Source organism: Pseudomonas retamae (genome assembly GCF_043496865.1).
GTDB lineage: Bacteria > Pseudomonadota > Gammaproteobacteria > Pseudomonadales > Pseudomonadaceae > Aquipseudomonas > Aquipseudomonas retamae.
Map to the genome: position 1 here is coordinate 447,744 of NZ_JBIEIL010000001.1, position 25,927 is coordinate 473,670.

Consider the following 25,927-nt stretch of genomic DNA (forward strand, 5'->3'; position numbering starts at 1 on the left):
CAGAAAAGGAGTGCACGATGCAACCCACTGCAAAAGCTCTGCTTGCCCTCACCTGCATGACCCTGAGCAGCGTCAGCCTTGGCGCCCAGACCCTGACCATCGCCACCGTCAACAACAGCGACATGATCCGCATGCAGAAACTCTCGAAAACGTTCGAGAGCGAGCACCCGGATATCAAGCTCAATTGGGTCGTGCTCGAAGAAAACGTTCTGCGTCAGCGCCTGACCACCGACATCGCCACCCAGGGCGGTCAGTTCGATGTGTTGACCATCGGCATGTACGAAGCCGCACTGTGGGGCGCCAAGGGGTGGCTGGAGCCGATGAAAGACCTGCCGGCCAGTTACGCCCTCGACGATGTATTTCCTTCGGTCCGCGAAGGTTTGTCAGTGAAAGGTTCGCTGTATGCCCTGCCGTTCTATGCCGAAAGCTCGATCACCTATTACCGCACCGACCTGTTCAAGGACGCCGGGCTGACGATGCCCGAGCGGCCGACCTGGGAAGAGATCGCCGGGTTCGCCGAAAAACTCACCAACAAGGACAAGGAACAGTACGGTATCTGCCTGCGCGGCAAGGCTGGCTGGGGTGAGAACATGGCGCTGATCACCACCGTGGCCAATGCCTATGGCGCGCGCTGGTTCGATGAGCAGTGGAAACCGGAATTCAGCGGCCCGGAATGGAAAAACGCGCTGAATTTCTATGTCAACACCATGAAGAAATCCGGCCCGCCGGGCGCTTCCAGCAACGGTTTCAACGAAAACCTCGCTCTGTTCAACAGCGGCAAGTGCGCGATCTGGGTAGACGCCAGCGTCGCCGGCTCCTTCGTCACCGACAAAACCCAAAGCAAAGTCGCCGAGCACGTCGGCTTCACCTTCGCTCCACATCAGGTCACCGATAAGGGTTCGGCCTGGCTGTATTCGTGGGCGCTGGCGATTCCAACCAGCTCCAAAGCCAAGGACGCCGCCAAGCAGTTCAGCGCCTGGGCCACCTCCAAAGAATACGGTGAGCTGGTGGCGAAAACCGATGGCATCGCCAACGTGCCGCCCGGCACTCGCGCCTCGACCTACAGCGACGCTTACATGAGCGCCGCGCCGTTCGCCAAGGTCACCCTGGAATCACTGAAGGCCGCAGACCCGGGCAAACCGACACTGAAACCGGTGCCTTACATCGGCATTCAACTGGTGACCATTCCTGAATTCCAGGCCGTTGGCACTCAGGTCGGCAAGTTGTTCTCGGCGGCGCTGATCGGCCAGACCACAGTGGATCAAGCCCTGGCTGCGGCCCAGCAAACCACCGAGCGCGAGATGAAGCGTGCGGGTTATCCCAAGTAACCGCTGAGCGACTTGCTCCTGCCTTTGTGGGAGCGAGCCTGCTCGCGAAGGCGTCGTGTCAATCAATATCTATGACACTGACCCACCGCTTTCGCGAGCAGGCTCGCTCCCACAAGGGATCTCCATTGGTCTGTCTGACTCGGTTGTGATCACCATGAATACTTCAACTGCCAAAGCCCACATTGAACTGGCGCCACCCCAGCGCAAACTGCGGGTGCGCAATCCCGGCTGGTTTCTGGTCAGCCCATCGGTGGCCCTGTTGCTGCTGTGGATGATCGTGCCGCTGGGCATGACGCTGTACTTTTCGATGATCCGCTACAACCTGCTCTACCCCGGCGAGAACGAATTTGTCGGGGTGGAGAACTTCACCTACTTTCTGACCGACTCGGGCTTCATGCCTGGCGCCACCAATACGTTGCTGCTGGTGGGCAGCGTGTTGCTGATCAGCGTGGTGTTCGGCGTGTTGATCAGTGCGTTGCTCGAAGCCAGCGAATTCCTTGGTCGCGGTCTGGTGCGGGTCATGCTGATCTCGCCGTTCTTCATCATGCCCACCGTCGGCGCGCTGATCTGGAAGAACCTGATTTTTCATCCGGTCTCAGGGATTCTCGCCTACATCTGGAAGCTGTTCGGCGCGCAACCGGTGGACTGGCTGGCGCACTACCCGCTGCTGTCGATCATCATCATTGTCTCCTGGCAATGGCTGCCCTTCGCCATCCTGATTCTGATGACCGCCATGCAGTCGCTGGATCAGGAACAGAAAGAAGCTGCACGGCTGGACGGCGCCGGCCCGATCGCGATTTTCTGGCACCTGACCTTGCCGCATCTGGCACGGCCGATTGCCGTGGTGGTGATGATCGAAACGATCTTCCTGCTGTCGGTGTTCGCCGAAATCTTCACCACCACCAACGGTGGCCCCGGCTACGCCTCGACCAACCTCGCCTATCTGATTTACAACCAGGCGCTGGTGCAGTTCGACGTCGGCATGGCCTCGGCGGGCGGCTTGATTGCCGTGGTCATCGCCAACATCGCGGCGATCATTCTGGTGCGAATGATCGGCAAAAACCTGACTGACAAAGCGTGAGGCCCGCCATGACTCTCCAACAATCCCGCCGCCTGCAAAGCCTGTTGCTCGGCACTTTGGCCTGGGCCATCGCGATCGTGATCTTTTTCCCGATCCTGTGGATGGTGATGACCAGCTTCAAGACCGAAATCGACGCATTCGCCACACCGCCGCGGTTCATCTTCATGCCGACGCTGGAGAACTACCTGCACATCAACGAACGCAGCGACTACTTCAGTTTCGCCTGGAACTCGGTGGTGATTTCCTTCACTGCCACCGCCCTGTGCCTGCTGATTGCGGTGCCGGCGGCGTACTCGATGGCGTTCTACGAAACCCAGCGCACCAAAGGCACGCTGCTGTGGATGCTCTCGACCAAGATGCTGCCGCCGGTGGGCGTGCTGATGCCGATTTACTTGCTGGCCAAAAGTTTCGGCCTGCTCGACACGCGCATTGCGCTGATCGTGATCTACACGCTGATCAACCTGCCGATCGTGGTCTGGATGGTTTACACCTACTTCAAGGACATCCCCAAAGACATCCTCGAAGCCGCCCGCCTCGACGGTGCCACGCTGTGGCAGGAAATGGTCCGGGTGCTGCTGCCGATCGCCAAGGGCGGCCTCGCCTCGACCGTGTTGCTGTCGCTGATCCTGTGCTGGAACGAGGCGTTCTGGTCGCTGAACCTGACTTCGTCGAAAGCCGCACCGCTGACCGCACTGATCGCCTCGTATTCCAGCCCTGAAGGTTTGTTCTGGGCCAAGTTGTCGGCCGTGTCGACGCTGGCCTGCGCGCCGATCCTGATTTTCGGCTGGATCAGCCAGAAACAACTGGTGCGCGGCCTCTCGTTCGGTGCCGTGAAATGAGCATCCACAACCCAACCCCGCCCTTGTGGGAGCGAGCCTGCTCGCGAAAGGGCCGTGTCAGCGACTTCACGGTTGAATGACACACCGCGTTCGCGAGCAGGCTCGCTCCTACATGGAACAGCGTGCCCGGTTTAACTGAATAGTAAATTGCGGAGGCCCATCTCATGGCCAACCTGAAAATCAAGAATCTGCAAAAAGGCTTCGAAGGTTTTTCCATCATCAAGGGCATCGACCTTGAAGTGAACGACAAGGAATTCGTGGTCTTCGTCGGTCCGTCGGGCTGCGGCAAATCCACCCTGCTGCGTTTGATCGCGGGCCTGGAGGAAGTCAGCGACGGCACCATCGAACTCGATGGCCGCGACATCACCGAAGTCAGCCCGGCCAAGCGCGATCTGGCGATGGTGTTCCAGACCTACGCGCTGTACCCGCACATGACCGTTAAGAAGAACATGTCGTTCGCCCTCGATCTGGCCGGCGTGCCGAAAGCCGAAGTCGAGAAGAAAGTCGGCGAAGCGGCGCGCATTCTCGAGCTTGGCCCGATGCTGGAACGCAAGCCGAAACAACTCTCCGGTGGCCAGCGCCAGCGCGTGGCGATCGGCCGTGCCATCGTGCGCAACCCGAAGATTTTTCTCTTCGATGAACCGCTGTCCAACCTCGACGCCGCGCTGCGCGTGCAGATGCGCCTGGAACTGCTGCGCCTGCACAAAGACCTGCAAGCGACGATGATCTACGTCACCCACGATCAGGTCGAAGCAATGACCATGGCCGACAAGGTCGTGGTGCTCAATGGCGGCCGCATCGAACAGGTCGGCTCGCCGCTGGACCTGTATCACAATCCGGCCAACCTGTTCGTTGCAGGTTTTCTCGGCACGCCGAAGATGGGCTTTCTCAAGGGCAAGATCGCCCGCGTCGATGCGCAGAGCTGCGAAGTCGCGCTGGATGCCGGCACGCGCATCAACCTGCCGTTCAACGCCGCCAGCCTCAGCGTCGGCAGCGCGGTGACTTTGGGCATCCGCCCTGAGCATCTGGAACTGGCGAAACCGGGCGATTGCAGCCTGGCGGTGGTCGCCGACGTCAGCGAACGCCTGGGCAGCGATACGTTCTGCCACGTCACCACCAACGCCGGCGAAGCCCTGACCATGCGCGTGCGCGGTGATCTCGCCAGCCGTTATGGCGAACAACTGAACCTGCACCTGGACGCTGCCCACTGCCATTTATTCGATGCCGAAGGTGTCGCGTTGACCCGACCGCTGCGTGCCGCCGCCTGAATTCGAGACTATCCGATGAAACTCAACCAACAGAACCTCAACCGTCTTGCCGCCGAAGTGCAACTGCCGGCCTATCGCCTCAGCGACACCCGCCAGGGCATTGCGCACATTGGCGTCGGCGGCTTCCACCGCGCGCATCAGGCGTACTACACCGACGCCCTGATGAACAGCGGCGAAGCACTGGACTGGGCGATCTGCGGCGTCGGTTTACGCGACGAAGACCGCCGCGCCCGTGACGATCTCAAGGAACAGGATTATCTGTTCACCCTCTTCGAACTGGGTGACAGCGATGACACCGAAGTGCGGGTAATCGGCGCGATCCGCGACATGCTGCTGGCCGAGGACAGCGCTCAGGCGCTGATCGACAAACTCGCCGATCCGCAGATCCGCATCGTCTCGCTGACCATCACCGAGGGCGGCTATTGCATCGACGACAGCAACGGCGAGTTCATGGCGCACCTGCCGCAGATCCAGCATGACCTGGCTCATCCAGAGGCACCGAAAACCGTGTTCGGCTTTCTCTGTGCTGCTCTGGAAAAGCGCCGCGCGGCGGGGATTCCGGCGTTTACCGTGATGTCCTGCGATAACCTGCCGCACAACGGCGCGGTGACCCGCAAGGCGTTGCTCGCGTTTGCCACGCTGCGCAACCGCGATCTGTGCAGCTGGATCGACGCCAACGTCAGCTTCCCCAATGCGATGGTCGATCGCATCACGCCGATGACCAGCACCGCGCATCGCCTGCAACTGGCGGACAAACACGGCGTCGACGATGCCTGGCCGGTGGTCTGCGAGCCGTTTGTGCAATGGGTGCTCGAAGACAAGTTCGTGAATGGCCGTCCGGCGTGGGAGAAGGTCGGCGTGCAGTTCACCGACGACGTTTCGCCCTACGAGGAAATGAAGATCAAACTGCTCAACGGCAGCCATCTGGCGCTGACTTATCTGGGCTTCCTCAAGGGTTATCGCTTCGTCCACGAGACCATGAACGACCCGCTGTTCGTGCGTTATATGCGCGCCTACATGGACCTGGACGTGACTCCGCAACTGGCGCCCGTGCCGGGCATTGATCTGAGCGATTACAAGGACACGCTGGTTGCGCGGTTTTCCAATCAGGCGATTGCCGATCAACTGGAACGAGTGTGTTCGGACGGCTCGTCGAAGTTTCCCAAGTTCACCATCCCGACGATCAATCGGCTGATCGCCGATGGCCGCGAGACCCGGCGCGCCGCGTTGGTGGTGGCGGCGTGGGCGTTGTACTTGAAGGGTGTCGATGAGAACGGCGATACGTACACGATTCCTGACCCACGGGCGGCATTTTGTCAGACGTTGGTGGCAGAGGATGAGTTGATCACTGAGCGGTTGCTGGGGGTCGAGGAGATTTTTGGTGCGGCGATCCCGAAATCGGCGGAGTTTGTGGCGGCGTTCGAGTGGTGCTACAACAGCTTGCGCGACGAAGGCGTGACGCGAACGCTGGAACGAGTGCTCGCCTGAAAAGCCCCCTCACCCTAACCGTCTCCCAAAGGGAGAGGGGACTGACCGTGGTGGCTGCGAGTGACTGATCGTTCCCACGCTCTGCGTGGGAATGCAGCCCGGGACGCTCTGCGTCCCACCAAAAAGCGAACAGCGGACGCGGAGCGTCCATTGAGGCATTTCACGCTGAGCGTGGGAACGATCGATATTGAGTCGAACGCTGGATTTGAACATCCCCCGATCTGCTCCCTTCCCCCTCGCCCCCTTTGGGGGAGAGGGCTGGGGTGAGGGGGTAGCTTTTGATCTTCAACACAATCCGACCGGTGCATAAATGACAACAACAAAGCTCTTCCTCGGCATCGACTGCGGCACCCAAGGCACCAAAGCGATCATCCTCGACGCCGTCAGTGGTCAGGTCCTCGGCCAAGGCGCCGCACCCCACACCATGATCAGCGGCGCCAACGGGCGCCGCGAGCAGGACCCACAGCAATGGCTGGAGGCTTTCGCCCTCGCCACTCGCCAGGCGTTGCAGGCAGCGAATGTCGATGGTCAGGACATCCTCGGTATCGGCGTTTCCGGCCAGCAGCACGGTCTGGTCCTGCTCGACGATCAAGGCGAAGTGCTGCGCCCGGCCAAGCTGTGGTGCGACACCGAAACCAGCCCCGAAAACGACCGATTGCTCAGCCATCTGGGCGGCCAGCAAGGTTCGCTGGAGCGTCTGGGCGTGGTCATTGCGCCGGGGTATACCGTGTCGAAACTGCTCTGGACCAAAGAGCAACACCCCATCGTTTTCTCCAAAATCGCACGCATTCTACTGCCCCATGGCTACCTGAACTTCTGGCTGACCGGCCGCGCCTGCAGTGAATATGGCGATGCCTCCGGCACCGGCTATTTCAACGTGCGCACCCGCCAGTGGGACTTGCAACTGCTGCGCGACATCGACAGCAGCGGGCGCCTCGAAGCGGCGCTGCCCGAGCTGATCGAAGCCCACGAAGCGGTCGGCACGATCCTGCCGGCGGTCGCCGAACAGCTTGGCCTGAACCGCAACGCGCGGGTCGCCAGTGGCGGCGGCGACAACATGATGGGCGCCATCGGTACAGGCAATATTCAACCCGGCGCGATCACCATGAGCCTCGGCTCTTCCGGCACGGTTTACGCCTATTCCGACACAGCGGCCGTCAGCCCGGATGCCTCCGTGGCTACGTTCTGCTCCTCCAGCGGTGGCTGGTTACCGCTGATCTGCACGATGAACCTGACCAACGCCACCGGTGCGATTCGCGAGTTGTTCGCGCTGGATTTGCCGCGCTTCAACGAGCTGGTCGCCCAAGCCCCGATCGGCGCCGAGGGCGTGTGCATGCTGCCCTTCCTCAACGGCGAGCGCGTCCCCGCCCTGCCCCACGCCACCGGCAGCCTGCATGGCCTGACGCTGGACAACCTGACCCAGGCCAACCTGTGCCGCGCCGCCGTCGAAGGCACAACCTTCGGTTTGCGTTACGGACTGGATCTACTGCGGCGCAATGGTTTACAAAGCCTGCGCATCTGCCTGATCGGCGGTGGTTCGAAGAGTGCGGTATGGCGGCAGATCGTCGCCGATATCATGAACACCCCGGTCATCTGCACCGAGCAAAGCGAAGCCGCGGCGCTTGGCGCGGCAATCCAGGCAGCGTGGTGCACTGCATCGGCCAACGGTGAGCAAGACCGCCTCGAAGATCTGTGCCAGCGCTGCGTGAAACTCGATGCCAGCAGCGAAACCCTGCCGATCGCCGCCAATGTCGCGGCGTTCCAGCAGGCTTATGAACGCTATCAACAGCATGTCGCAACCTTATAAAGAGCAAACATTCATGTACCTGGTGTGTGGCGAAGCCCTGTTCGATTTTTTCAGTGAAGACGATGCCAGCGGTCTGGCCTCGAAGGTCAATTTCAAGGCGATCGCCGGCGGTTCGCCGTTCAACGTCGCCGTCGGTTTGCGCCGCTTGGGTGTCGACTCGGCGCTGTTCGGCGGAGTGTCCACCGACTACCTCGGTCGCCGTTTGCAGCAGGTGTTGGAAGACGAAGGCGTGTGCCCGGATTATCTGGTCGAGTTCGCCGCTCCGACCACGCTGGCGATGGTCGCGGTCGGCGCCAACGGCTCGCCGCATTACAGCTTTCGTGGCGAAGGCTGCGCCGACCGGCAGTTGAGCGCGGCGCATCTGCCGATTCTCGGTACCGAGGTGCGCGGCCTGCATGTGGGCTCGTTCTCGCTGGTGGTGCAGCCGATCGGCGACGCCCTGCTGCAACTGGTGCAGCGCGAAAGCGGCCAGCGCCTGATCACCCTCGACCCGAACGTACGCCTCAATCCCGAACCGAGCATTGAGTTGTGGCGCGAACGCATCGCCACACTGGTGCCGCTAGTGGACCTGATCAAGGTCAGCGATGAAGACCTGAGCCTGCTCTATCCCGAACAGGATCCGCAGCAGGTCATCGAGCGCTGGCTCGAGCATCGCTGTCAGATCGTTTTCCTTACTCGTGGCGGCGACGGCGCCAGCGTCTTCAGCCGTCAGCATGGACATTGGTCGGTGCCAGCAGTCTCGGTGAAAATCGCCGACACTGTTGGCGCTGGCGATACCTTCCAGGCGGCGCTGATTACCTGGCTCACCGAAAATGGTCTGGACTCGGTCGAAGGCGTACAGCAACTGGCGCGCGAACAGATCGACGCCATGCTCCGCTTCGCCGTCCAGGCCGCCGCGCTGACCTGCAGCAACACCGGCCCGGATCTGCCCTATCGTCAGCAGTTGAGCTGAGCGCGTAGACTGTCGGCTTTTTTGCGCACGACGGGATAACCGCTTTTGAAATACGGGCAGACACTTGGACTACTGACACTGGCAGCACTGATGACCGGGTGCGGCACCTCGCCGCCCCGTTCGCCAGAAGACATCTGCGAAATCTTTCGCGAAAAAAGCGACTGGTACGACGCCGCCCAAGTCACGCAAAAACGCTGGGGCGTGCCGATTCAGGTGCCCTTCGCGATCATGTATCAGGAATCCGGCTACCGCTACGACGCCAAGACCCCGCGCAAATATCTGTTGTGGGTGATCCCGTGGGGCCGGGTTTCCACCGCCTCGGGCTACGCGCAGGCCAAGGATGAAGTCTGGGCCGACTACCAGAAAAGCACAGGCCGCAACTGGGCCGACCGCGAAGACTTCGATGACGCCATCGACTTCATCGGCTGGTACATGGACAAAACCACCTCGATCAACGGCGTCTACAAGTACGACGCCTACAATCAGTACCTCAACTACCACGAAGGCTGGGGCGGCTTCCGCAACAAAACCTACGCCAGCAAAGCCTGGCTCCCCCCGACCGCGCGCAAGGTACAGGTGCGCTCCGACACTTACGCAAGGCAATATGCCGGGTGCAAAGAGGACTTGAACCGCGGATTCTGGAGCCGGTTCTGGCATTGGTTGTAATGGCGAATGTTCGACCGCCGTCGCTAGCAGGGCCAACTTCCATAGTTGAACCCTCATGCCTGAAACCATTCCCCTGTAGGAGTGAGCCTGCTCGCGATAGCTGACTTCCAGTCACTGACCTATTGAAAACCAGCCTCATCCCTCAATACGACAACAATCCCTGTGGGAGCGAGCCTGCTCGCGAAAGCCATCGACCAGACGCCAAAGATCGCCACCTGCCGTACGCCCCGGCAACTTCGACAGTTGATTCTCCAACATCAACGCGTAAGAAAAATCGCCAATTGCGCGGCCCACTCCCCACCAATCACCCGATTTCATTAGCCGAAACGCCACCCCTAAGGGTTTTCCCTATACCCCAGACTCACCCCACCTACGCCTTTTGCGCCTTGAACGAGACGGCCGAATCCTGCAACATCTGTGTCCTGCTTATTCACGGACGGAATTCAAGGCATGCTGGACGCCAACGCAACCCACATCACCCTCACCCTCGAAGGCGCCAACGCCGACCTGCAGGTCCTCAGCTTCACCGGTCGCGAAGCCCTGAATGAGCCGTTCCGTTTCGACCTCGAACTGGTCAGCGCCCGCCCCGACCTCAACCTCGAAGAGCTACTGCACAAGCCCGGCGTGCTGACCTTCGGCGCCACCGGCGAAGGCCAGATCCACGGTCTGGTCTATCGCATCGAGCAAGGCGACTCCGGCAAGACCCTGACCCGTTACAGCCTCAGCCTGGTGCCGCAACTGGCCTACCTGCGGCACAACCACGATCAGCAGATCTTCCAGCAACTCACGGTGCCGAAAATCATCGCGCAGGTACTGGAAGACCGCGGCATCCTCGCCGACGCCTACAGCTTTCAGCTCGGCGCTGAGTACCCGGAACGCGATTACTGCGTGCAGTACGACGAGTCAGACCTGCATTTCATCCAGCGCCTGTGCGAAGAGGAAGGCATTCACTTCCACTTCCAGCACAGCAGCAGCGGCCACAAACTGGTGTTCGGCGACGATCAGACGGTCTTCCGCAAGCTCAAACCGGTGAGCTACCAGCAAGACTCCGGCATGGCCGCCGACAAACCGGTGATCAAACGCTTCAACCTGCGCCTGGAAACCCGCACCACCCGCGTCAGCCGCCGCGATTACGATTTCGAGAAACCCAAGCTTTTGCCCGAGGGTGCGGTCAAGTCCGAATTCGCTCCGGACCTCGAGGACTACGACTACCCCGGCCGCTTCACCACCCGCGAGCGCGGCAAGTTCCTCTCGACGCGTGCGCTGGAACGCCATCGCAGCGACTACAAACTCGCCGAAGGCAAAGGTGACGAACCAACCCTGACCAGCGGCCATTTCCTCACGCTCGCCGAACACCCGCGCGCCGAATGGAACGACCTGTGGCTGTTGCTCGAAGTCTTCCACGAAGGCAAACAACCGCAAGTGCTCGGCGAAAACGTCACCAGCGACGTCACCGACAACAAAAGCGATTTCCACCAGGGCTACCGCAACAGCTTCCTCGCCACCCCGTGGGACGCGCACTACCGCCCTGCCCTCGAACACCCGAAACCAAAAGTCCTCGGCAGCCAGACCGCGATCGTCACCGGCCCCGCCGGTGAAGAGATCCACTGCGACCAGTACGGCCGCGTCAAAGTGCAGTTCCACTGGGACCGCGACGGCCAGTCCGACGACAAAACCACCTGCTGGCTGCGCGTCGCCAGCGGCTGGGCCGGCGCGGCCTACGGCGGCATCGCCATCCCGCGCATCGGCATGGAAGTCCTCGTCACCTTCCTCGAAGGCGACCCCGACCAGCCACTGGTCAGCGGCTGCCTGTACCACAAGGAAAACGTCGTCCCCTACGACCTGCCGGCGAACAAGACCCGCAGCACCTTCAAAACCCTCAGCTCCCCGGGCGGCAAGGGCTACAACGAATTCCGCATCGAAGACAAGAAAGGCGCCGAACAGATCTACCTCCACGCCCAGCGCGACTGGGACGAAAACATCGAACACGACCAGAAGATTCGCGTCGGCAACGAACGGCATGACACGGTTGAAGCCAATACTCTGAGCGAATTCAAGGTTGAAGAGCACCGGATTACCCATCTGGACCGGATCAGTGAGATGCGCGCTGACGATCACCTGACGGTGGGTGTAACGCAGCATGTGAAGGTGGGGACTGGGCAGTTTGTTGAGGCTGGCAACGAAATCCATTACTACGCCGGCCAGCGAGTGGTGGTCGAAGGCGCGATGGAACTGACCGCCAAGGCCGGCGGCAGCTTCGTAAAAGTCGACGCCGGTGGCGTGACCATCAGCGGCGCTGAAGTGAAGGTCAACACCGGCGGCTCGCCTGGGGTGGGCACGCCGGCGGCGCCGTTGTTGCCGGGGCCGATGAAGGTGGCTGATGCAGATAAGGCTGGTACCGTCCCTATTCCGCTACCCAAGCGCCTGAGCGAGTCCGGCATCACGCCGTTGTGCGGAAAACAAAGTAACGGCGCTTGCAGCCGTAAGGATTGCACATGCATGTAAAAGCGCTGAGCACCCTCCTCGAAGCTCCACGTTACTCATTCGAGGAACTGCCGAGAGAAAGCTCTGATGTGACGCTATGTTTCATCATTGACCGCGTCCGCCAGCCAGAGGCCATGAGCCGTCTTTACCTCGTCGGTGAACCTGTGGAGGCACAAGCTCTTTTTCTCAATACCGATTTTGCTGAAATCGCCGCCGACGGGCCTCTCTGGCTGGTCGCACCTTGGGGCAGTCGTTTGGCCGCCGAGGCGGCAAAACTGTGCGAAGAGAACTACTCTGGCATCGCCCTTACCACCGCGGATCCGATCAAGTCATTGGCGCACGCACGTTGGCTCCTGCGGGCCAATGATGGTTCTGGCGGCCAGAGTTTGTTGAGCTATCACAAACCTAGTCTGTGGGCTGCACTGGCCTATACCACCGGTGAAAGTTTGCACCAACTCTTCGGGCCCTGGCAGCGTATATACAGCCCGGCGCCGGCCCACTTCGGGCGTAATCGCGGTCGATGGCTGAGTTGGCGCGCCGTTTCGGAACTTGAATGGCTGGGCGACGTTTCAGCTTTCAATCTGCCGCCTGAAGCACCGAGCGTTCAAGCGCATCTTGGATGGGTTTATTGGGCAGACGAGCAATACGCTGCTTACGGTGATCCTACCGATGAACAACTCCCCCACCTCGTGGCGAACCTCCAGACGCTGGTTGACCACAACATTTATGAAGGTCGCCATCTGCTTAAGCTGGGCGCAATCACCAACGGCCCTCTGCTCGAAACGCAGCCAGAAGTGATGGCCATCCTGCAATCCAGGGAAGAGTCGTTCATCAAAGTCCAGCAGCTGCAGCAACTAGCTGTCAGCGCTGCTTGATGACCCGTCAGTACAGAACGAATGGAAGCGAAATGGAACAAAATACCAGCGCAGCACCTAACACCGAGTCGGCACCTGCAACACCGGTAGTGGCCGATGAAACTTGTGCAAAACCGCCTCGGGATATAGGTGAACAGCCCGAAGCGCCAGAAGACACACCAAGCGATCACGACAAAGTGAAAACGCCCTGCTCCACCATTTATGGCAGTGCAATTTACGATACGGAAAATGAATCCTTCTGGTTACTGCCAGAGCGGACAAACTCCGCCTTGAAAGAAGCTTCCAGTGACTTGGAGCAGAAGGTCAGCTCAAGCAAATCTCCCGAAGAACGGAAAAAAGGTCTATACGAGTCGGGGCTCCTTGAGTACTTCCTTGAGCCTAAACTGGCAAACTTTCTTGAGGGTGAAGAGAAGGCACGGATGCTTGAAATCGAAGCTCAACATCCGAACATCAGCAATCTGGATGCAGCGCTCTTGGAGGCTCAGCAGAACTTAACAACCACAGCGCCAGCAGCAGAATCTACCACTCCGCTTACCGCCCTTGAACAAGACCAGCTCAAAAGAAACCAATTCATGGCCGCCCGGGATGCTGCAACCCGCGTACGCGGCATGCATAGCGAATGGCAAAAGCTCAAGCGCATGGCCATTGCCGCCGCCAAGGAAAAAGGCTACGCGTACGAAAGCGGCAACCTTTATGCGCCCAAAGCCATTGCGGCTCGTGAAGCTGTTCAAAAGTATCTGAAAGCGCGAGAAGCGCTGTTAGAGGACAAGGATCTCACCACGTTAACCTCGGCAGAGCTCGCGCCGATGCTCGTTCAAGACAAAAAGCGAATCGACGACATCGCGATGTGCGGCACTAACAATCAGTTGATGCTCTGCACCTATGTGCGCGACCAGGAAATCAAACGCAAGGAAAGGAAAGCAACCTACAGCGCATATCTGGACGCCATCATCGACGTTGCGCAATACGGAATTGCCCTGCCGGAATTCGCATTGATTCCTGAGGGCGGAGCAGTCGAAAGTGGTGTCGACCTGTTCAAGCAGTATATGGCGCTTGAGAAAGAGCAAAAGGACGTCAATGAACGCCTCAGTGCCAAGTACAAAGGCTGGATCGAGGCAAGTGGCCGGCAAGCAAAAGCGCCCACCAACCTGGTCACTATTGAACGTGCCGCTTGGGACAGTTTGCAGGCGTCGAAAGAAAAACTACGTCTTCGGGCTGAGAGCAATGTGGCAACGGCGACTGTTCGCCGTCATCTGTTGTGGGAGCCAGAGCAATTTCAGGCAAGACCTGAAGAGCGCTTGATCAAAAACGGCTTTCCGTTGGCCGAGATGAGCATGGCGGACAGCCTGAAAAAACCGCTGACTTACCTCAGCATGTATTCGCTACCACGACTCAAACAGACCGTTAAGGATGACTGGAAGAAAGTTGGCGCCAAAGTCAAAGATCTGGCGAAGCGTCCGGGCAACAGCGATGGAAAAGCAGCGACGGATACTGAACTGAGCTTGTTCGGACAGTGGCTGAAAGGCGAAGGCGCGCTAAGAATCAAGGACCAGGAAAGCGATTGGTTCTCCGCCGAAGGGTGGTTTGAAATCGAAAAATTCAACGCTTACCTTGAAAACAAAAAGTACAAGGTCACTGCGCTGGAGAACGCTGGTACCCGTAAAGAATGGGGGGACCGATTGCAGCAAGTGTTGTTCAAGGACAACGTACGCAAGACCTTCCGGATTTTCGACATCACACCGCAAGCCCAACTGGTTCGTTGCCTGATGCCCTCCACCACGGAGACCATCCACTCGTCGACAAAAGTGGAAGGGCCGGGCTGGACTCTGGCAGAAGGGTTCCAAGCCTCGGCCAAGGCCACTTTTGCCGTTGATCTTGCCAGAGGAGAGGTCGAACTTTTTAAAGTCGACTTACCAGACCGTGCTAGCGCGAAAGATATCGTCATCACCTACCGAAATGCCGACGATATACAGCAAAAGATGAATCTCGGACGGTTTTCGCTCTATCTAGGCGCGAAGGCTTGGGGCTACGCCGGCGCATCGTTGCTGCTTTCCTCGGAAATTGCATTGGATGTCGGTAACGCTGGCTTCCATTTGGCGCCTCCGGAACCGGTGGTGCGCAACCCCGACAAGCGCAGCTATGCGAGAACTGAAAAAAGCGACCAAATTAAAAAAGCTCCTGAAACGCTACAGATACAGGACGGCGCAAAAGCCGCATTCAATCTGTTCGCTGGCCTTCAAACCGGGATCATGGTCACCGGAGCACTAAACTGGGCTCCACCCTCCGAAGTAGCCTTGCTAACCAAAGCGCCCGTTTCCGGAAAAGCCGCCGGAATGAAAGCCAGCGAATGGTTCAGCCTTGCGCGTTTGACCGTGGAACTCAACGCCGCTGCCGGCCTCGGAGCGAGGGCCGAAGCAAGTATTTCCCTGCATGAAGGCCGTCTGATTCTGGTGCTCAAAGCAGCGTTGATTGCCGGCCCAGGCGTCGGAGGCTCCTTCAAGTTCGAAGTCGGCTACGATGCCGTCACAGAGTTGCTTAACATGTTTCGTAGAGAACTCTATAAAAACAACCAGAACCCGATTTTCATCATTGAGGATGAGACATACGCTTACTTGTCAAAAATGAATTCGCTAGCTATCTCCGGCTTCGATGTGGGGATGATCTATCTCATGGGTGTAGATGCAGTAATGAGCCTTTATGAGACTTTGACCGCTACCGGAAAAGGTGGACTGATCGCAGACACGATTATGTTCTATGAGCAACAAGCAGAGATTGAAGAGTGGTGTGTGAACGCGATCCCTAGGGCGCTTGGGCCTCTTCTAATGACGCTAATCAGTCCGCCAGCAGAATTTAAAGTCAGTTCATCATCCTCCTCAAATACATCGGATAAAAAAGAACGAAAATACAATGCTGACGAGGCCCATCTAATTCAACAAAGAGCAGTTGAAAAGATATTGGGCTGGATTGTGAAAAATGCACAAATGCAAAATTCTGTTGACAAAGCTCAGAGCCAATTCGAAGAGATCTGTATGTGCATGAATAAGTTCGGATTAAAACCGGCGAACGGAAATCAAAAATACTGTGAAAACCGCCTGGAACTTGACAACTTCATGAGTGAAGCGGTACTACGCTTGGGACAGCGTGACGGTGATGTCATGCGAGCTCGATACTTATCCCACGTCAAGGTGCTAGGCGAAAAGCGAGACGGCTATTGCCAACGAAGCCAATATTACGGGCGCACTTATATACCATCCGGCAAATCTACCTATGTTGGCCCTTCACAATAATCATCCGATTTGGAAGCCCATGTTAATAAAAACAGCTCTTACGCTACTGATGCTTCTCACGCTAAACTGCTATGCAAACCCCGATCTAACAAACGAGCAAACTTCAGCAAAAAAACAGGGAATCATCCTATATAACCAATACAAAGCTAACTCTGCAATCCCGTTTCTAACAACGGCGGCAGAAGCGGGCGACCACGAAGCTCAATATTATTTAGCCGAGGCACTTCGCAAAAAAAATAATTATATGAACAATGAAGCCAGGAAATGGTATGAAGCCTCAGCAAGTCAGAACAATCTTTATGCCATGATTCAATTGGGCCGCATTGAGCATGATATGTGTGAAATATCCAACGACTGCGCTCCTTCTCAGAAGCCACCTATAGAATGGTTAAATCAGGCAAAAAAAATCGCTCAAGAAAAAGCCGAGGCTGGAGATGCGGAGGCGATGTGCATAATGTACGAAATAACGCTAGATGATACCTGGTTGGAAAAGGCCGCCTCTGCGGGAAATGCATTTGCGCAATATTGGATGGCGGTCTCCCTCAAGCAAGGTGATGGTTTTTTCCTGCCTTGGAAACGAAGCGAAGCAGTTGAAAGGTGGTTTAAGCTTTCGGCTGAAGGCGGTTACCCTAAGTCGATGATGGAATATGGTGAAATACTGTATAAACGTGGCGATATTAAGGGATTTCGCCACTGGAATGAACAGGCGGCGTTAACAGGTTATGCGCCTACTGTTTTCGGATACGGTGCTGACCTAGCTCATGAGCCCGATACATTCGGATATCCCCTCGACCTTATAAAAGGCTATGCGCTTATATCCTGGTTGACCGAGCTAGACGGGGGGGGGGGCATGAAGGAAAACGTTGAATACACGTTACCTAGAATCGCGGCAAAAATGTCTGCTGAACAGATTGAAGCAGCTAAAAAGCTTTCCAAAGAATGGGCTTCTTCGCACACGCCCCTGTCTTTCTTCCCTGACAAACTAAGCCGTTAACCACTGTGAAATTTCTTGCCGCAGTTTTTTTTCTTGTCGCTCTGACCTCCAACGCACTGGCGCTGAGCGACTCTGAACTTGCAGCTAAATCTCGCGGGATAACACTATATAATCAACTTAAAGCAAGTACTGCACTCCCGCCACTAAAAATAGCGGCAGAGGCTGGAGACCATGAGGCACAATATTATCTAGCTGAGTCGCTGCGGCAAAAAAATAGCTATATGAATCCTGAAGCTAAAAAGTGGTATGAAATGGCAGCTGCTCAAGGGGATCTTTACGCAATGATCCAGCTTGGACGAGTACAAAAGGATCTATGTAAATTATCAGAAGACTGTCCACCTACAGAAAAAAAACCATCAGACTGGCTGAATCAAGCATCTAGCATCGCTCAGCCTGAGGCGCAGGATGGAAACCCAGAAGCCATGTACATAATGTATGAGCTAACACTCGATACAATTTGGTTAGAAAGAGCGGCTGCAAAAAATCACCGATTCTCACAGTACTTATTAGCTAAAAGCTACCATCAAGGAGATGGCGTATTCCTACCGTGGAAACGCTCTGAAACTGTTGAACAATTATTCAAAGCCTCTGCTGAGGGCGGCTACCCGCCTGCAATGATGGAATACGGAGCACTTCTTTATGAAAAAGGTGATATTGAGGGATTCCGTCATTGGAATGAGCAAGCAGCTTTAGCAAGCTATGCCACCACGGTTTATGGTTACGGCTCTGATCTTGCTCATGAGCCAGACACCTATGGATTCCCGCTCGATGTCGTAAAAGGTTATGCCCTGGTTTACACCTTGAAGGAGCTAGATGGGGGTGGAGGTTTACAAGCAAGAGTGGAGAGCAAACTACCTAAAATTGAAGCGAAGATGACAACTGAGCAAATTACCAAAGGTAAAAGATTTGCAGAAGAATGGAAGGCGACTCACCCCCCCCTTTCATTTTACCCGGACAAACTAAGCCGCTGAAGACTGATTAGCATGATCTTTTTTTGACGAGCCAGACTGATAAACCCAATGAACTATTTCGCCGTTCTCCTGTTATTCATGACACTGCTTCCCTCATACGTGGAAGCCCAACTGAATATCGAGCAGGAATCTGCCGGAGATAACGGCATTACCCTCTACAACCAATACAAGACAGCCTCAGCCATTTCCTTTTTGACCATCGCAGCGGAGGCAGGCGACCCTGAAGCACAATATTATTTAGGTGAAGCTCTTCGGAAGCGCAATCGATATATGACGCCCGAAGCGCAGCATTGGTATGAAGCAGCCGCGAATAACGGATCCATATTCGCAATGATTCAGTTAGGCCGTCAAAATGATGACCTTTGCAAAAAAATGGATAATTGCCCCACTAGCAAAAAATCAAGCTCCGAGTGGTTGAGCCAAGCAAAAAATCAAGTAATGAAGGAAGTGAGGACAGGTGACCCTGAGTCGCTATATTTAATGTATGAAATAACTTTTGATCGTACTTGGTTAGAAAAATCTGCAAGCGCAGGTTATGCGCTCGCGCAATATTGGATGGCCGTCGGTGATCGGCAAGGGGAGGGATTTTTTCTTTTACCTGGAAAACGTGATGAGGCCATCAGCAAATGGCTGAAAGCTGCCTCTGAAGGCGGCAACCCAAGAGCAATGATGGAATACATTGAGATCCTGTATAAGAAAGGCGATCTTGAAGGGGTGCGCCGTTGGCTTCAGGCAGCAGCTGAAACGGGCGACCAAAAAGCTATTAGCAGTTATGGCTCTTACATTGCCCATGCGCCTGACCAAGTTGGTTATCCCCTAGACCTTGTTAAAGGTTATGCACTGATTAGTCTACTGAAAGAGCTGGATGGTGGAGGCGCTATTCAAGATTTCGTTCAAGATACTCTCGAAGAAATTGGGAGCAAAATGACGCCTGAACAGATAGAGAGCTCAAAAGCTGTCGCTGAAGAATGGAAAGCCACTCACCCACCGCTCTCCTTCTTTCCAGAGAAACTTGGCAGATAAAATGGTTGAAAATTAAAAATTCAAGCAAGAAATAATTAAGCGTCATCTAAAATACTAAGTTTCTAGATCTCAAGCCAGGAACCCGAAGGCTACATGATCGATCTTTTGAAAGATACACACCTCAGAAAAAGCTGGCGACGACGAAAAATAGTTCTTAGTGTGGTGGCTTTACTATTTTGCTACGCCACCCCGAAAATTCTGGAGCTACTACGTACCCCTGGTGCCATGCTGACGTCATCGAATTACACGGATCGCCCAATTTCTTTCTTTTCAGTAAATGATTTTGGGGGTGGCAATCTTTCTGCAATGGGCGGCGGAGGGATTGTTTGTTGCAGGAAAATCGTAGGGAAATCGGTTCGGGTTACCTGGACTCTCGGCCGAACTGGCGATCAGCTAAGGAAAGGTGTGCAGAAAGAATATCACGAGTTAAACGTGCCTCTACCTCACCGAGCACGAGGCGATGATTATCTGCACGTTCGTTTTTTACCCGGAAACGCAGTTGAGCTGAAATGGAGTTCTAACTTGATCAGCCCATTTGATTCTGAACCGAGTACGACCGGTCCTTAACTGATCGGCATTGTCATTCTCAAAACAGAATCCAGCCGTAGAATATAAGTACAACTCTCTGCTTTGGACCTTATGCGCGTGATAGATATTGCTGCGGACGCCAGCCGGAAACACACATGGCGACGAAGACGAATAGCCCTAGCTGTACTGGCATTGCTGCTTAGCTACGCCACCCCCAAAATCCTCGCACTGTTCCGCACGCCAGGTGCAATGATGACTTCGGAAAACCACATGGTGCGACCGATTTTCAGTTTCTGGGTCAATGGATTTTGGGGTGGGAACCTTTTTGCCAACGGCGGCGGTGGAATAATGTGCTGCTCCAAATTTGAGGGAGACACAGCCAAAATCACCTGGATATTGGACATGACCAAACAGCAGCAAATACAGGGCGCGGTAGAAGAGCGCCACGAAGTTCAGCTTTCGCTTCCCCAGCGTGGCCCAAACGATCAGTACCTGCATGTGCGCTTTGATCCGGGTAATAAAGTACGGCTCGGATGGAGTCCTGACTTGTTTAGCCCATTTGAATCCCGATCAACCAAAGCTGTTTCGGAAAGCATTGAAGCGCAATAAGAACATGCGATTCAACGAGGTGCCGGTGTCCGACAGCATGAATGTATTGATCTGCGTGATAGTGCCCGTAGCTGCCTTTCTGACGTTTCTCATTTATGAGCGAATCCGTGCGCCCGGTGCCGCTTTGTCATGCTAAAACACGGGTTGTTTCTCACTCCGTCCCGTGGCTGCGTCCTTTCAATTTCTCATCAAACCGGCGCTTTCCAGTTCAACATCTTCTGCTGCGCCACCTGCAGCAAATCATTGCCATCCTGCGTTAGCAGGTAAAGCGCATGGGTGATGTGTGGAACGTCCTGCACGTCGGCGTGCTTGAAGCACAGGCAATGTAAGGTTTCGAGCAGATCGGCGGCGGCGCGGATGCGCTGGACGGCGGCTTCGAGGATGTCTTTCGGGTTGGCTTGGGTGTCGATGAACAGTGTCGGAATTTCGGTGACGTTGCTGCTGAGGGGGAGATAGCGGTTTTGTAGCAGTTTGATTATTGGCATGTTGATTACTCGATTGTTTCAAAAGTAACCGCCGACACCGTGACCAAACGATGGGAGGCGGACCGTGTACAGGCTTGGTCAACCGAGAACAATCAACTCAGCTCGCCCGAAGGCGTCCTGCACACGGCCGCCACAGCTATGCACTTCACGGTCAAAAACTCCGCAGTGCAGATAATGGCACATATGAAATCGATTATTCCCGGGTGACCAAACCCGAACCACTGATTTTGTAGCGGCAACCGACAATAACCGCCCCGCTCCAACCGCCGGAAACAGACAAGGCGCCAGCCTTTGTAGGAATTCGCCATACATCCCAAAGAAAACCACCCCACTCCCAGACAGCCCGCGTTCAGCCTGGTTAACCGTCCCTTAACGCCGTAGTCAAAAACTCTATTGAACCGCACGCTCTCCAACCATTCTGGCTGTTGCCCAGTGCGGCAGATTCGGGTGAATCACGCCGAACTCTAGAACCGTCGCACGGGAGTCCTCTTATGAACATTCGTCTTTCATTGCTCGTAGCCGCCCTCGCCTGCACCGCATCCGCCGGGCTGGCCCAAGCCAATGACACAACCCCCTCAAACGCCGCGCCCTACAAGTACGGCATGCCGCTGCAAGTGGCGAAGGTAATTGCACTGACCGAGCCACCCACCCTGGAATGCAAGGTCATCACCGCCGACATGAAATACATCGACAACAACGGCAGACCCGAGCAAATCACCTACCGGAAATTATCCGACGCGTGCCAGCTGCAAAACTGACAGAAACGTCTGATTCGCGGCTTTGCGGTAGGCGGGAGGGGTTTCGACGGTTATGCTCGAAGCCTTCCTCACTGCCGCAAGGATTCGCCATGCAGTTGTCGTTTCGCACGTTGTCCGGGCTCACTTGTTCGTTGTGTTTTCTGTTGGCGCTGGCCTGGGGCATTTTCCCCGAGCGGCTGCTGGCGATCTGGAGCGTAGAGTATTCCGAGGGGGCCGGTTTTGTTGCGCGGCGCAGTGCGGTGCTGTTTGCGGCGTTGGGGGTTATGTTTTATCTGGTGCGCAATGCACCGCCGTCGCTGGGGCGCAATGCGTTGAGCAACGGGTTTATCGTTGGTTGTCTGGGGTTGGCGGTGCTGGGTTTTACGGAATGGCTCAACGGTCATGCCGGCCCCGGGATTTTGCTCGCGGTGCTGGTCGAGTTCGCGCTGGGCCTTGGTTTTGTGCAGGCCCGGCGCGTGACGGTCGAACTGGGTGAAACGGTGCGTTAAACGGCTCGCGAACGAGCAGTGCTTTGGTGCAACGCAGTCTGTTGCGCGAGATCGGAGCGCAGCCCCGCGACCAGATTGTTGATTTCGCGACAGCTGTTGAGTCGGCTCGCATCAATGCCGTTGACCTGCAGATCAACCTGATCGGTACGATGATCGCCGAAGACCTTGACGGTCATCGACAGATCCGGCGACAGCGTGCATTGGCAGCGTTTCGGCAGAAAACTGCTTTCGATGATGTTGCGTAGTTCCAAGGCAGACAGAAACATGGCGAACCCTCTCCTTACTGTGAGATGCCAATCAAGTATTCACGCTGACCGTGGCGCCCCTGCGCGGGTGTGTCCCCGCTGTTTCCCTGGGTGCGTCAAGCGGCGGTACTGCGAAATGCCCATTGGAGTGTAGGCGCCCAAATCCGGTGCGCCGCACTGAAAGAACGCATAAAACGTGCCTTTGATCGGCTTGTTTTCGCTCCTTTGAAATCAGTCACTTGGCGCGCTGGCCAGCATTCTGCTATTTGCAAAATGCAAGATAGCCCTGCCCGAGCACTGCATTTTGCAAGCACACCCCGATTTGCATTAAGCATCCATGACAGCAAGAATGCCCTCACTACCCCGACACACGCACGGAGGCTTCCATGTGTTCTTTACGTGTATATGCGATCACCGGGCTGCTTGTTGCCAGCCTGTCCACCCTCGCCCATGCGGCCAAGCTCGAAGACGTCGCACCGTATCCAAAAGCTGAAACCGGCTTCACCCGCCAGGTGATTCATCTGCCCAAGCAAGAGCAGGAAGAGAACTTCCAGGTGGAAATCCTCGCCGGCAAAACCCTTGAGGTCGACTGCAATCGCCAGCGATTGGGCGGTGCGCTCGTCGAGAAGAATCTCGAAGGCTGGGGTTATCCGTTCTACCGCCTGGAACAGGTCACCGGCCCGATGAGCACGATGATGGCCTGCCCGCCTGGCTCGCAAAAGAAACGCGTGTTCGTGCCGGTTATCGGTGACGGTTTCAAACTGCGTTACAACAGCAAACTGCCGGTTGTCGTATACGCACCGTCAGACGTAGAAGTGCGATATCGGATCTGGTCGGCATCTGAAAAAGTCGGCACGGCGCTGCCGGAATAACCACAGCAAGGAGTGCACGGTTTGATTACCTGCCACGTCAGATACGTCATCGATCCCTATCAGTTGACCGAGTTCGAAGATTACGCCAAGGCCTGGCTCGGTATCGTCGAGCGTTTGGGCGGCACCCATCACGGTTACTTCCTTCCCTCCGAAGGCGCGAGCAATATCGCTTATTGTCTGTTCAGCTTTCCCTCGCTGGCAGACTACGAAAGCTATCGGCACGTTGCGATGACCGACGCGGAAAGCACCGCACTGGTTGCCAATCTTGTAGAGAAGAAATTCATCGTCAGTTACGAGCGCAGCTTCCTGCGCCCGATGCTGCCGTAACGTTCATCAAGCCGGAACGCCGCACACCGCGGCGCGCTCGGCGACATGACGCAGACTGTCGAAGTTGATATTGGCGCCCGAATCAATCGCCACGAAAGTCTGCCCCTGCGCCCCCGTTCGTGCCACGTATTGCTTGATGCCTGCCACTGCCAAGGCGCCGGAAGGCTCGGTGATCGAGCGCGTGTCGTCGTAGATATTCTTGATCGCAGCACAGAGGTCGTCGTTGCTGACCGTGATCACTTCGTCGACGCAAAAACGGCAGACTTCGAAGCCAAACGCGCCGATCTGCGCCACCGCGACGCCATCTGCGAAAGTGCCGACGCTGGGTAACACAACGCGGTGATCCGCTTCCAGCGCAGCTTTCAGGCAAGCCGAGTGTTCGGATTCAACGCCGATGATGCGCACTTCAGGACGCAGGTATTTGACGTAAGCGGCGATGCCCGCAATCAGCCCGCCACCGCCCACCGGAACAAAGATTGCGTTCAGCTCCCCCTGATGCTGCCGCAGGATTTCCATTGCCACGGTGCCCTGCCCGGCAATCACCTCGGGATCATCAAATGGCGACACGAAGGTGCGTCCGCTGAGTTCGGCCAGTTGCAGTGCATGGGCCAGTGCGAACGGGAAACTTTCGCCATGCAGCAGCGCTTCGGCACCACGACTGCGCACGCCTTGTACCTTGAGTTCGGGCGTGGTGGACGGCATCACGATTGTCGCCGTGATACCCAGTTCGCGTGCCGCCAGCGCCACACCCTGGGCATGGTTGCCGGCCGAGGCGGTGATCACCCCTCGTGCTTTCTTCTCTTCGCTCAGTTGCACAAGTTTGTTGTAGGCGCCACGGATTTTGAAAGAGAACGTCGGCTGCAGGTCTTCACGCTTGAGCAGAACCCGATTGCCCAGCGCATCCGACAACGCCGGCGCCGCTTGCAGTGGCGTGCGCACGGCGATGTCATACACCGGCGCGGCCAGAATCTTTTTTACGTAGTGCTCAAGCAGGGCTTGCTGGTCGGGGCTGTGCGGCATGGTCGTCTCCTGACGTTTTTTCAGAACCCCGGAGACAGAAAGTGAAAACCCGCCTCTAGGGCGGGTTGGGTGCTGCAGTCGTGAGCTAGCCCGCCAAATGAGGAATGGCGGTAATAATGCTTGGCTGGCAGCGCAATACGATGGAAGTCATGGGATGGAAAGTAGCCTGCGCGCTGCTGGCGAGTCAATGGCCAAATTCAACCGCAAGCGTTAGTGTGGCGACTCTCTCATCGCACCAAGGAAGGCAAGCATGATGTCCATCGCCCTACCCCTCACGGCTTTGCTCGCTTTTGGCGGTTACACCATTTCGGTGATGCTCCAGGCCGAACAGTCATTGATCGACTTTGGCCTCAGCCTGATGTCGCGCCCCGACACCGCGCAGGTTGTTATCGATCTGTACCTGCTGGCCACGCTGGCGGGCGTCTGGATGGTCAAGGATGCCCGGTCGCGCGGGCAATCGTTTTGGTCGGTGGTGCCGTATTTGCTGCTCACAGCAGTTTTTGTTTCGGTTGGGCCGTTGTTGTATCTAGTGGTGCGTGGGGTTGGCGATCGCAACAGGAAGGCTGCGGATCTAGCCCGGGTGAGCTGATCCGTGCAGATTGCTTTCGCGAGCAGGCTCGCTCCCACATGGGAACGGCATGGACAGTCAGGCCTTTTTCACAGCGACAAACGCGGCGGTTTCGTAAGGCACCGTTACCACATTTCTGCCACGCAACTCGGGTTCCGCGGCAATCAAAGCACGAAGCTGCTCATCCACCATCGCCCGCTGCGCCTCGGGCAGCGCGGCGATGAAGCTGGTCGAGCGTACACGGTTGAACAGCACATCCTCCGGCGAACCCGTATGCCCATGATGAAACCGTTCAACTCGCAAGGGTTCGAAGGCCGGATGCGGAAACGCCGCGCGCCAGTCGCCGGTGTAATAGCGTGGCGTGTCGCCTTCCAGAGCATTGACAATCGCATCGAGTTTCGGCACCCAACTGACTTGCGTATCACGCAGGTTCCAGATCAACCCCAGCTTGCCGCCGGGTTTGAGCACGCGAGCGATTTCGGTCAGCGCCTCGGCACTGGCGAACCAGTGGAACGCTTGCGCGCAGACCACGGCATCCACTGAAGCGTCAGGCAAAGGCAGATCGGTCGCCGTTCCGTGCGCGGCCAGCACATCGGGCCAAGCGTCCGATAGCTTCTCCAGCATTTGCGCGACAGGTTCCACCGCGATGACTTGCGCACCAGTCGCCACCAGGCGGCCGGTGAACTTGCCTGTGCCGGCGCCCAGATCAATCACGGTCTTGTGCCCATCCAGGCCCAAGGTCGCAGACAACCATTCGCTGGTCTGCGGCGGATAGTCTGGCCGGCCTTTGACGTAGGTGTCGGCGGCGGTCCTGTAACCGGTCGCGGCTGAGTGATGGACCTGATCATTCATGGCAATGCTTCCTACGGCAATACATCGGATCGACGGCAGACCCTCCCGAGCATAGCGCTTGAATTTATCCGCACCCTGAACAGTCACTGACAATGTAATGAACGAAATTTCA

The 25,927-nt window shown here is 56.7% G+C and carries 24 protein-coding genes and 1 pseudogene; 21 read left to right on the forward strand and 4 right to left on the reverse strand.

Features of this window, described 5'->3' with window-relative positions:
* Window positions 1-17 precede the first annotated feature (17 nt).
* The 16 genes from ACGSLL_RS01815 to ACGSLL_RS01890 all read left to right on the forward strand — a co-directional run bounded on the left by ACGSLL_RS01815 (window position 18) and on the right by ACGSLL_RS01890 (window position 20,200).
* The gene (locus ACGSLL_RS01815; RefSeq protein WP_394502586.1) at window positions 18-1,328 is read left to right on the forward strand and encodes an ABC transporter substrate-binding protein; all 1,311 of its coding nucleotides are present in this window, start codon (window positions 18-20) and stop codon (window positions 1,326-1,328) included.
* Between the two features lie 154 nt (window positions 1,329-1,482).
* The gene (locus tag ACGSLL_RS01820) at window positions 1,483-2,409 is read left to right on the forward strand and encodes a carbohydrate ABC transporter permease (protein WP_394502588.1); all 927 of its coding nucleotides are present in this window, start codon (window positions 1,483-1,485) and stop codon (window positions 2,407-2,409) included.
* A gap of 8 nt (window positions 2,410-2,417) precedes the next feature.
* Complete coding sequence (locus ACGSLL_RS01825) at window positions 2,418-3,248, forward strand: carbohydrate ABC transporter permease (protein ID WP_394502591.1); 831 nt, start codon at window positions 2,418-2,420, stop codon at window positions 3,246-3,248.
* A gap of 164 nt (window positions 3,249-3,412) precedes the next feature.
* A complete protein-coding gene (locus tag ACGSLL_RS01830) occupies window positions 3,413-4,516 on the forward strand; it encodes an ABC transporter ATP-binding protein (protein ID WP_394502593.1) in 1,104 nt (367 codons plus the stop codon).
* A gap of 15 nt (window positions 4,517-4,531) precedes the next feature.
* On the forward strand, window positions 4,532-6,004 hold the full coding sequence (locus ACGSLL_RS01835; RefSeq protein WP_394502595.1) for a mannitol dehydrogenase family protein: 1,473 nt from the start codon (window positions 4,532-4,534) through the stop codon (window positions 6,002-6,004).
* A 310-nt stretch (window positions 6,005-6,314) separates the two neighbouring features.
* The gene (gene xylB / locus ACGSLL_RS01840; protein ID WP_394502597.1) at window positions 6,315-7,811 is read left to right on the forward strand and encodes a xylulokinase; all 1,497 of its coding nucleotides are present in this window, start codon (window positions 6,315-6,317) and stop codon (window positions 7,809-7,811) included.
* Between the two features lie 13 nt (window positions 7,812-7,824).
* Window positions 7,825-8,763: a carbohydrate kinase family protein gene (locus tag ACGSLL_RS01845; RefSeq protein WP_394503074.1), complete on the forward strand. Its 939-nt coding sequence runs from the start codon at window positions 7,825-7,827 to the stop codon at window positions 8,761-8,763.
* Window positions 8,764-8,808: 45 nt separating this feature from the next.
* Window positions 8,809-9,429, forward strand: coding sequence for a transglycosylase SLT domain-containing protein (locus ACGSLL_RS01850; RefSeq protein WP_208937464.1), 621 nt, complete (start codon window positions 8,809-8,811; stop codon window positions 9,427-9,429).
* 450 nt (window positions 9,430-9,879) lie between these two features.
* A complete protein-coding gene (locus ACGSLL_RS01855) occupies window positions 9,880-11,934 on the forward strand; it encodes a type VI secretion system Vgr family protein (RefSeq protein ID WP_394502600.1) in 2,055 nt (684 codons plus the stop codon).
* Window positions 11,925-12,788, forward strand: a complete 864-nt coding sequence (locus ACGSLL_RS01860; protein WP_394502602.1) for a DUF4123 domain-containing protein — start codon at window positions 11,925-11,927, stop codon at window positions 12,786-12,788. Before ACGSLL_RS01855 ends, ACGSLL_RS01860 begins: the two co-directional genes overlap by 10 nt.
* A gap of 32 nt (window positions 12,789-12,820) precedes the next feature.
* Entirely contained in the window at window positions 12,821-16,075 is a 3,255-nt protein-coding gene (locus tag ACGSLL_RS01865) for a hypothetical protein (RefSeq protein ID WP_394502604.1), read from the forward strand.
* Between the two features lie 19 nt (window positions 16,076-16,094).
* On the forward strand, window positions 16,095-17,069 hold the full coding sequence (locus ACGSLL_RS01870; RefSeq protein ID WP_394503076.1) for a tetratricopeptide repeat protein: 975 nt from the start codon (window positions 16,095-16,097) through the stop codon (window positions 17,067-17,069).
* A 5-nt stretch (window positions 17,070-17,074) separates the two neighbouring features.
* Entirely contained in the window at window positions 17,075-18,040 is a 966-nt protein-coding gene (locus ACGSLL_RS01875) for a tetratricopeptide repeat protein (protein WP_394502606.1), read from the forward strand.
* Between the two features lie 48 nt (window positions 18,041-18,088).
* Window positions 18,089-19,063, forward strand: a complete 975-nt coding sequence (locus ACGSLL_RS01880) for a tetratricopeptide repeat protein (RefSeq protein ID WP_394502608.1) — start codon at window positions 18,089-18,091, stop codon at window positions 19,061-19,063.
* A gap of 93 nt (window positions 19,064-19,156) precedes the next feature.
* Window positions 19,157-19,630 (forward strand): DUF3304 domain-containing protein, encoded by a 474-nt coding sequence (locus ACGSLL_RS01885; protein WP_394502610.1) that lies wholly within the window; start codon window positions 19,157-19,159, stop codon window positions 19,628-19,630.
* 72 nt (window positions 19,631-19,702) lie between these two features.
* Window positions 19,703-20,200: a DUF3304 domain-containing protein gene (locus ACGSLL_RS01890; RefSeq protein ID WP_394502612.1), complete on the forward strand. Its 498-nt coding sequence runs from the start codon at window positions 19,703-19,705 to the stop codon at window positions 20,198-20,200.
* Between the two features lie 188 nt (window positions 20,201-20,388).
* Here ACGSLL_RS01890 and ACGSLL_RS01895 read toward each other — a convergent pair whose 3' ends face one another.
* On the reverse strand, window positions 20,389-20,685 hold the full coding sequence (locus ACGSLL_RS01895; RefSeq protein ID WP_394502614.1) for a hypothetical protein: 297 nt from the start codon (window positions 20,683-20,685) through the stop codon (window positions 20,389-20,391).
* A gap of 491 nt (window positions 20,686-21,176) precedes the next feature.
* Between ACGSLL_RS01895 and ACGSLL_RS01900 the strand changes: the two genes are divergently transcribed.
* On the forward strand, window positions 21,177-21,443 hold the full coding sequence (locus ACGSLL_RS01900; RefSeq protein WP_394502616.1) for a DUF2790 domain-containing protein: 267 nt from the start codon (window positions 21,177-21,179) through the stop codon (window positions 21,441-21,443).
* 89 nt (window positions 21,444-21,532) lie between these two features.
* The gene (locus tag ACGSLL_RS01905; RefSeq protein WP_394502618.1) at window positions 21,533-21,931 is read left to right on the forward strand and encodes a hypothetical protein; all 399 of its coding nucleotides are present in this window, start codon (window positions 21,533-21,535) and stop codon (window positions 21,929-21,931) included.
* Here the strand turns inward: ACGSLL_RS01905 and ACGSLL_RS01910 are convergent.
* Window positions 21,928-22,197: a DUF1652 domain-containing protein gene (locus ACGSLL_RS01910; RefSeq protein ID WP_258449384.1), complete on the reverse strand. Its 270-nt coding sequence runs from the start codon at window positions 22,195-22,197 to the stop codon at window positions 21,928-21,930. The two genes, ACGSLL_RS01905 and ACGSLL_RS01910, sit on opposite strands and share 4 nt — an antisense overlap.
* A 365-nt stretch (window positions 22,198-22,562) precedes the next feature.
* On the opposite strand from ACGSLL_RS01910, the gene eco reads away from it, so the two are divergent.
* The gene (gene eco / locus ACGSLL_RS01915) at window positions 22,563-23,048 is read left to right on the forward strand and encodes a serine protease inhibitor ecotin (RefSeq protein ID WP_394502621.1); all 486 of its coding nucleotides are present in this window, start codon (window positions 22,563-22,565) and stop codon (window positions 23,046-23,048) included.
* A gap of 21 nt (window positions 23,049-23,069) precedes the next feature.
* The gene (locus ACGSLL_RS01920) at window positions 23,070-23,375 is read left to right on the forward strand and encodes an NIPSNAP family protein (RefSeq protein WP_093101742.1); all 306 of its coding nucleotides are present in this window, start codon (window positions 23,070-23,072) and stop codon (window positions 23,373-23,375) included.
* Window positions 23,376-23,405: 30 nt separating this feature from the next.
* Here the strand turns inward: ACGSLL_RS01920 and ilvA are convergent.
* A pseudogene (gene ilvA, locus ACGSLL_RS01925) lies at window positions 23,406-24,395 on the reverse strand (threonine ammonia-lyase, biosynthetic); the annotation flags it as partial.
* A 250-nt stretch (window positions 24,396-24,645) separates the two neighbouring features.
* Between ilvA and ACGSLL_RS01930 the strand changes: the two are divergent.
* Window positions 24,646-24,984: a DUF2834 domain-containing protein gene (locus tag ACGSLL_RS01930; RefSeq protein WP_394502624.1), complete on the forward strand. Its 339-nt coding sequence runs from the start codon at window positions 24,646-24,648 to the stop codon at window positions 24,982-24,984.
* A 57-nt stretch (window positions 24,985-25,041) separates the two neighbouring features.
* Here the strand turns inward: ACGSLL_RS01930 and ACGSLL_RS01935 are convergent, their stop codons facing one another.
* On the reverse strand, window positions 25,042-25,815 hold the full coding sequence (locus tag ACGSLL_RS01935; RefSeq protein ID WP_394502626.1) for a class I SAM-dependent methyltransferase: 774 nt from the start codon (window positions 25,813-25,815) through the stop codon (window positions 25,042-25,044).
* Window positions 25,816-25,927: the final 112 nt, after the last annotated feature.

Excerpts from the sequence above, each read along its gene's own strand:
- ACGSLL_RS01815 (WP_394502586.1), top strand. The coding sequence starts at position 18 with ATGCAACCCACTGCAAAAGCTCTGCTTGCCCTCACCTGCATGACCCTG.
- ACGSLL_RS01820 (WP_394502588.1), top strand. The coding sequence starts at position 1,483 with ATGAATACTTCAACTGCCAAAGCCCACATTGAACTGGCGCCACCCCAG.
- ACGSLL_RS01825 (WP_394502591.1), top strand. The coding sequence starts at position 2,418 with ATGACTCTCCAACAATCCCGCCGCCTGCAAAGCCTGTTGCTCGGCACT.
- ACGSLL_RS01830 (WP_394502593.1), top strand. The coding sequence starts at position 3,413 with ATGGCCAACCTGAAAATCAAGAATCTGCAAAAAGGCTTCGAAGGTTTT.
- ACGSLL_RS01835 (WP_394502595.1), top strand. The coding sequence starts at position 4,532 with ATGAAACTCAACCAACAGAACCTCAACCGTCTTGCCGCCGAAGTGCAA.
- xylB (WP_394502597.1), top strand. The coding sequence starts at position 6,315 with ATGACAACAACAAAGCTCTTCCTCGGCATCGACTGCGGCACCCAAGGC.
- ACGSLL_RS01845 (WP_394503074.1), top strand. The coding sequence starts at position 7,825 with ATGTACCTGGTGTGTGGCGAAGCCCTGTTCGATTTTTTCAGTGAAGAC.
- ACGSLL_RS01855 (WP_394502600.1), top strand. The coding sequence starts at position 9,880 with ATGCTGGACGCCAACGCAACCCACATCACCCTCACCCTCGAAGGCGCC.
- ACGSLL_RS01860 (WP_394502602.1), top strand. The coding sequence starts at position 11,925 with ATGCATGTAAAAGCGCTGAGCACCCTCCTCGAAGCTCCACGTTACTCA.
- ACGSLL_RS01865 (WP_394502604.1), top strand. The coding sequence starts at position 12,821 with ATGGAACAAAATACCAGCGCAGCACCTAACACCGAGTCGGCACCTGCA.
- ACGSLL_RS01870 (WP_394503076.1), top strand. The coding sequence starts at position 16,095 with ATGTTAATAAAAACAGCTCTTACGCTACTGATGCTTCTCACGCTAAAC.
- ACGSLL_RS01880 (WP_394502608.1), top strand. The coding sequence starts at position 18,089 with ATGAACTATTTCGCCGTTCTCCTGTTATTCATGACACTGCTTCCCTCA.
- ACGSLL_RS01885 (WP_394502610.1), top strand. The coding sequence starts at position 19,157 with ATGATCGATCTTTTGAAAGATACACACCTCAGAAAAAGCTGGCGACGA.
- ACGSLL_RS01890 (WP_394502612.1), top strand. The coding sequence starts at position 19,703 with ATGCGCGTGATAGATATTGCTGCGGACGCCAGCCGGAAACACACATGG.
- ACGSLL_RS01895 (WP_394502614.1), bottom strand. The coding sequence starts at position 20,685 with ATGCCAATAATCAAACTGCTACAAAACCGCTATCTCCCCCTCAGCAGC.
- ACGSLL_RS01900 (WP_394502616.1), top strand. The coding sequence starts at position 21,177 with ATGAACATTCGTCTTTCATTGCTCGTAGCCGCCCTCGCCTGCACCGCA.
- ACGSLL_RS01905 (WP_394502618.1), top strand. The coding sequence starts at position 21,533 with ATGCAGTTGTCGTTTCGCACGTTGTCCGGGCTCACTTGTTCGTTGTGT.
- ACGSLL_RS01910 (WP_258449384.1), bottom strand. The coding sequence starts at position 22,197 with ATGTTTCTGTCTGCCTTGGAACTACGCAACATCATCGAAAGCAGTTTT.
- eco (WP_394502621.1), top strand. The coding sequence starts at position 22,563 with ATGTGTTCTTTACGTGTATATGCGATCACCGGGCTGCTTGTTGCCAGC.
- ACGSLL_RS01930 (WP_394502624.1), top strand. The coding sequence starts at position 24,646 with ATGATGTCCATCGCCCTACCCCTCACGGCTTTGCTCGCTTTTGGCGGT.
- ACGSLL_RS01935 (WP_394502626.1), bottom strand. The coding sequence starts at position 25,815 with ATGAATGATCAGGTCCATCACTCAGCCGCGACCGGTTACAGGACCGCC.